This is a genomic window from Proteus sp. G2626, from assembly GCF_009915985.1.
Lineage (GTDB): Bacteria > Pseudomonadota > Gammaproteobacteria > Enterobacterales > Enterobacteriaceae > Proteus > Proteus vulgaris.
Window position 1 is genome coordinate 1 of sequence record NZ_JAABNH010000012.1, and the last position, 5,046, is coordinate 5,046.

Genomic DNA, 5,046 nt, shown 5'->3' on the forward strand with positions numbered 1-5,046 from the left:
GGCGCAGCAGCAACAAAAAGGCCGTGTCACTCGCCGTATCACCGCCAAAGGTTATCAAGACTACCATTACGACATTAATGGTCGATTAACGCAAAAAGTGGTTCATCAACACGGTTTTCGAGCAAAAACGTGGTATTACCAATGGAATACGCTGAACCAACTTACCGCCTGTTTTAATCCTGATGGGGAATGTTGGCGTTACACTTACGATGCCTTTGGGCGACGACTCAGTAAAAGCAAGGTGGTCGATAATCGCCCTATTTCACCGCCCAATTCACCCTTTAAAAATAAACGTATTCAGCGTGTTGATTACCTGTGGTCTGGCGACCAGATGGTGCAAGAAACTCCGATTTATGCCGATGGCACACCGGCTTATGACGCTCAAATCCAGTGGCTCTATCAACCCGGCGAAATCACTCCCACAGCCCGTTATCAACGTGGAAAACTGCATTATGTCGTCACTGACCATCAAGGCACGCCACGCGAAATCTTTAGCGAAAAAGGGATTATCAGTTGGGCGGGTCGGTTAAATACCTGGGGACAAATGGCGTTTTGGCAATCTCATGATGATTATGCCGATAACGACTCCGAATATACCGAATGTCATTTTCGGTTTGCCGGACAATATGAAGATAAAGAAAGTGGCTTGTATTACAATCGCTTTCGCTACTATGATAAGGATACTGGGCAATATATTTCACCTGACCCTATCGGATTATTAGGGGGCTTTAATCCGTATGGGTATGTGCATTGTCCAACTGGGTGGGTTGATCCGTTTGGGTTGAGTGGAACTCGCCTCCCCAAAACCAATGGATATTGGGATGGTGTACCAGGAGAAAGCAACTGGTTCTCTAATAACAAACTTGTTAATGCTGTCACTGGTGGTAAGCCTGTGCCATTTTTAAATGGTCGGCCAGATTTTTCACCTTGGTCCAAAGGTTCTATAATATTTGAAGCTGGTGTTCTTGATGGAAGTAGAAATGACTTTACAGAAGTATATAAATATATTGCTAAGCAAAAAGGAATAACACAAACTGCGGCTAAAGATTTGTTATCAACAAATAAAATTACTCCACATCACTTTAGCACAACAGAGATAATTTTAGTACCAACTGATTTGCATGGAAACGTTCCACACATCGGTTCAGCATCCGATATGAGAAACTCAAATAAAGGTAAAAAATGATATACAAGCTTAAATCCTTAAAAGTAAGGTTTACTTCCATTGAAGTAAGTAAAAAAATCACCCTTTTAGAAAATCTTGAGAGAATAACAGGTGTATTACCTAAGAATTATCATGATTTTTTATTATATTTTGGTAGTAATGTAAAATTTGATGCAATAGTAATTTTCAAAGGTATTGAATCTTCACCATGGGCCGATGATAAAGGATTTGATACTATCGATTATTTTTATGGTTTAAATAATATTAATAATGAATATACTATTTTTGAAATGATTGAAACGTATAAAAATGATCTTGAAATGAAATTAATACCCATTGGTTTTTCATCTGGTGGAAATCAAATATGTATATGTACCCAAGGAAATATGAAAGGCACTATATGGTTTTGGGATCATGAAGAATCCTCCCTTTTTAAGAGTGAACAAATTGTTTCAGGATTAACATTAGTTGCTCATGACTTTAAAGAATTTATTGATAAGCTTGAAATAGAAAATAACATTTCGCCCTCAAAAGCTATAGGTGGTTATCTTGACTTTTAACTTTAAGTTAACAAAAAATCTTATTATAATAAATATCTAGTGCAATATGTATTATATTATAGAAGAAACATATGAAGATGAATATTATACAGATGCTGAAGTCGAAAACATACAAGAGATTTTAGACTATAAAGTATCTTTACCTGAAAAATTAGGAAATAACTTTCCTAGATTAATGGTAAAAGTAATATCTAAAAATAAGTCCACTGATTTTTTATGAGTGACCCAATATTAATAGTTTCCAAAGAGTTAAATGATATATTTGATAGATTTAATTCTAAAATAGAATACTTTCCTGTTTCTCTTATCCATAAAAAAACAATATATGAGAATAGTTTTTATTTTGCTCATGTACTATGTGACATAGATTTTATTGATAAAGAAAAATCCATCTATACGATGGATCGTGGTTATTTTGATGAAATAGAGAAACTAGTTATAAACGAAGATATACTAAATAATGAACCAATCGTAATATTGACTAAATCATTTTCAAGAATTTTGATTCTAAATGAAGAGCTTTTTAAAGAAATAAATAAATTAAGCATTACAGGAATTAATTTTTCAACAAAATATTAGCCTACATTTAGACTCAAGCCGGAAAAACTTATTGGTCTATCCAGCCTTGTAACATCATCTAATTTTACTCTATTTATAATTATCACTACGACATTAATGGTCGATTAACGCAAAAAGTGGTTCACCAACACGGTTTTCGGGCAAAAACGTGGTATTACCAATGGAATACGCTTAACCAACTTATCGCCTGTTTTAATCCTGAAGGAGAATGCTGGCGCTACACTTACGATGCCTTTGGGCGACGCTTCAGTAAAAGCAAGGTGGTCGATAATCGCCCTATTTCACCGCCCAATTCACCGTTTAAAAATAAACGTGTTCAGCGTGTTGATTACCTGTGGTCTGGCGACCAGATGGTGCAAGAAACCCCGATTTATGCCGATGGCACACCGGCTTATGATGCTCAAATCCAGTGGCTCTATCAACCCGGTGAAATTACTCCAACAGCCCGTTATCAACGTGGAAAACTGCATTATGTCGTCACTGACCATCAAGGCACGCCACGCGAAATCTTTAGCGAAAAAGGGATTGTCAGCTGGGCAGGACGTTTAAATACCTGGGGACAAATGGCGTTTTGGCAATCCCATAATGATTATGCCAATAACGACTCCGAATATACCGAATGTCATTTTCGGTTTGCCGGACAATATGAAGATAAAGAAAGTGGCTTGTATTACAATCGCTCTCGCTATTATGATAAGGACACAGGGCAATATATTTCGCCTGACCCCATCGGATTATTAGGCGGCTTTAATCCGTATGGGTACGTGCATTGTCCAGTTGGGTGGGTTGATCCGTTTGGGTTGGCGGGTGAGGATTGTGATAAGCTTCTTAAGTTGTCATCATTCAATCCAGTACCTAAAAGTATTAGGCAAGAATATGAAAAAATTATTACTGGTGAAGGTACACCAAGAGTACATGCTAATACAGGGATTCAAAAAACCTTAGAAGATAGAAAAGGAAAAACCAATAAATTCTGGATTGGTGCAAAAGAGTGGCGAGTTGTTCATACTGGAAAAGGTGTCGACCCTCACCATCGTATTCTTGAGCAGACATTACCAAATGGTCAAAAAGTATATGGGTATGTATTGAATCATGATTATGAAAAAGTCTATAAATTTCCGAGCCCATGGTATCCCGATGGTGGTAAATATCCAGGACATAAACCAACTAAATAATATTTAACTTAAGGCGAGCATAGTGGAACATACAAAATACTATATATGTATTAATGGGGTGGAAATTATCTCAGCATATAATCTTGATATCTTAGACTTAAACCATATTGACAATGAGAATATATTTTTTCTTCTAATTAAATCAGATGAAATAAAGATTTCCGACAGTATCAAAATAAAAACAAATGACATAATTAACATATCATTTTATATAAATAACACATGTATTTATGAGTTTGATAGTAATTTGTTAGATAATGAAATCAAGTTAAATGAAGGTCAAAATTTATCATTAACGATAAAAACAACTGATTTACCACCATTGGCTATTTATAATATTTTAAAAGAATGGGAAAATGGAAATGAAATATTTTACTGGAGAAACAATAAATGTGAAAAATCAAAAAAAATATGGTTAAATTCATGCCTATATTGGCAACAAACATTACCATCAAATAAAAATATAATATTAAACCCTCACATTAATTTAGATAACGTAAATAACATTCTTGATTTTTTCTGTATGCTTGGCGAAGCATTTTGGGGAAGAAAAGGATATATTGGGAAAGATTTCTATGGATTTAATGATCTATTAGGCGATCTCACAGCAAACGGAAATAAAATAAATATTTATATTAAAAATGATAAAAAATTAAAAGAATTTCTGGAACGAATTAGTCCAATTAATCATAGTTATTATGATGTTTTTATGTCCATTCTAGTAGATAATGATTGTAATATAATAAATGTAGAAAATAAGTCATGAGCTACGTTATCATTATGATGAGACAGGGTTAGTCACCGAACAAAGCATTTGGCTTGCTGATGATATTGAGCATAAGTGCCTTTCTACAACCACGTATCAATACAATGAACGTTTGCAACTTATTCGTGCCACCAATCCTGATTCGGTGGTGGAATTTGAGTATAACGACCAAGGACATTTATGTTGCGAGCGTATTAATGGACAAGAGATTACGCATCAATGGGATGAGGAGCACGATATTCTCACCCAAACCCGCTTTGGTGAGCGTGAACTTAATTATGCCTTTGGTCAACTTCATGAACTGACTTCACTGCAAGTCAATCAACATGCGCCCTTGCAGTTTAGCTACAACGCATTAGGCCAAGAGTTTTTACGCCAAAGCCAAGCGGGTTTTGCCAACTCCAGCCATTACACCGCCACCGGATTATTGGCCCATCAACGTGCAGGACGGGGAACGGAGTCCTTTTTACAGTCATTACACGATAATCCGCTTCAACCACCGATGTCGACTGATGTTCATCGAGGTTATCAATACGATAAAGCCTTTAATCTGATCAATATTGATGATGCTCGCTGGAACCGCACACAATATCGCTATAACGCCAACGACCAAATTGTTGAAACCCAATACAGCAACCAGTTTGAATGCCAAAGCGAGAAGTTTCAGTACGATAACAATCTGAACATCACAGAGCATCAGTTTATTCCATCTGATGCGCAAGGTGCGTTTTTACAACTGGCGCAGCAGCAACAAAAAGGCCGTGTCACTCGCCGTATCACCGCCAAAGGTTATCAAGACTA

At 36.3% G+C, this 5,046-nt stretch carries 5 protein-coding genes and 1 pseudogene; all 6 read left to right on the forward strand.

Annotation, left to right across the window (positions count from 1 at the left end):
• Positions 1 to 1,186 (forward strand): RHS repeat-associated core domain-containing protein (locus GWJ05_RS06670; protein WP_202612559.1); only part of this gene is annotated, 1,186 nt, incomplete at its 5' end.
• Complete coding sequence (locus tag GWJ05_RS06675) at positions 1,183 to 1,725, forward strand: SMI1/KNR4 family protein (protein ID WP_036939224.1); 543 nt, start codon at positions 1,183 to 1,185, stop codon at positions 1,723 to 1,725. The genes GWJ05_RS06670 and GWJ05_RS06675, both read left to right, overlap by 4 nt.
• A gap of 216 nt (positions 1,726 to 1,941) precedes the next feature.
• Positions 1,942 to 2,304: an imm11 family protein gene (locus tag GWJ05_RS06680; RefSeq protein WP_036939226.1), complete on the forward strand. Its 363-nt coding sequence runs from the start codon at positions 1,942 to 1,944 to the stop codon at positions 2,302 to 2,304.
• A gap of 116 nt (positions 2,305 to 2,420) precedes the next feature.
• Positions 2,421 to 3,479 (forward strand): RHS repeat domain-containing protein, encoded by a 1,059-nt coding sequence (locus GWJ05_RS18725; RefSeq protein WP_337247518.1) that lies wholly within the window; start codon positions 2,421 to 2,423, stop codon positions 3,477 to 3,479.
• 22 nt (positions 3,480 to 3,501) lie between these two features.
• Complete coding sequence (locus tag GWJ05_RS06690; RefSeq protein WP_036939814.1) at positions 3,502 to 4,245, forward strand: hypothetical protein; 744 nt, start codon at positions 3,502 to 3,504, stop codon at positions 4,243 to 4,245.
• Positions 4,246 to 4,357: 112 nt separating this feature from the next.
• Positions 4,358 to 5,046 (forward strand): annotated as a pseudogene (locus tag GWJ05_RS06695) (RHS repeat-associated core domain-containing protein); the annotation flags it as partial.

What these genes read in the sequence shown, in the direction of transcription:
- GWJ05_RS06675 (WP_036939224.1), top strand. Translation starts at nt 1,183, where the DNA reads ATGATATACAAGCTTAAATCCTTAAAAGTAAGGTTTACTTCCATTGAA.
- GWJ05_RS06680 (WP_036939226.1), top strand. Translation starts at nt 1,942, where the DNA reads ATGAGTGACCCAATATTAATAGTTTCCAAAGAGTTAAATGATATATTT.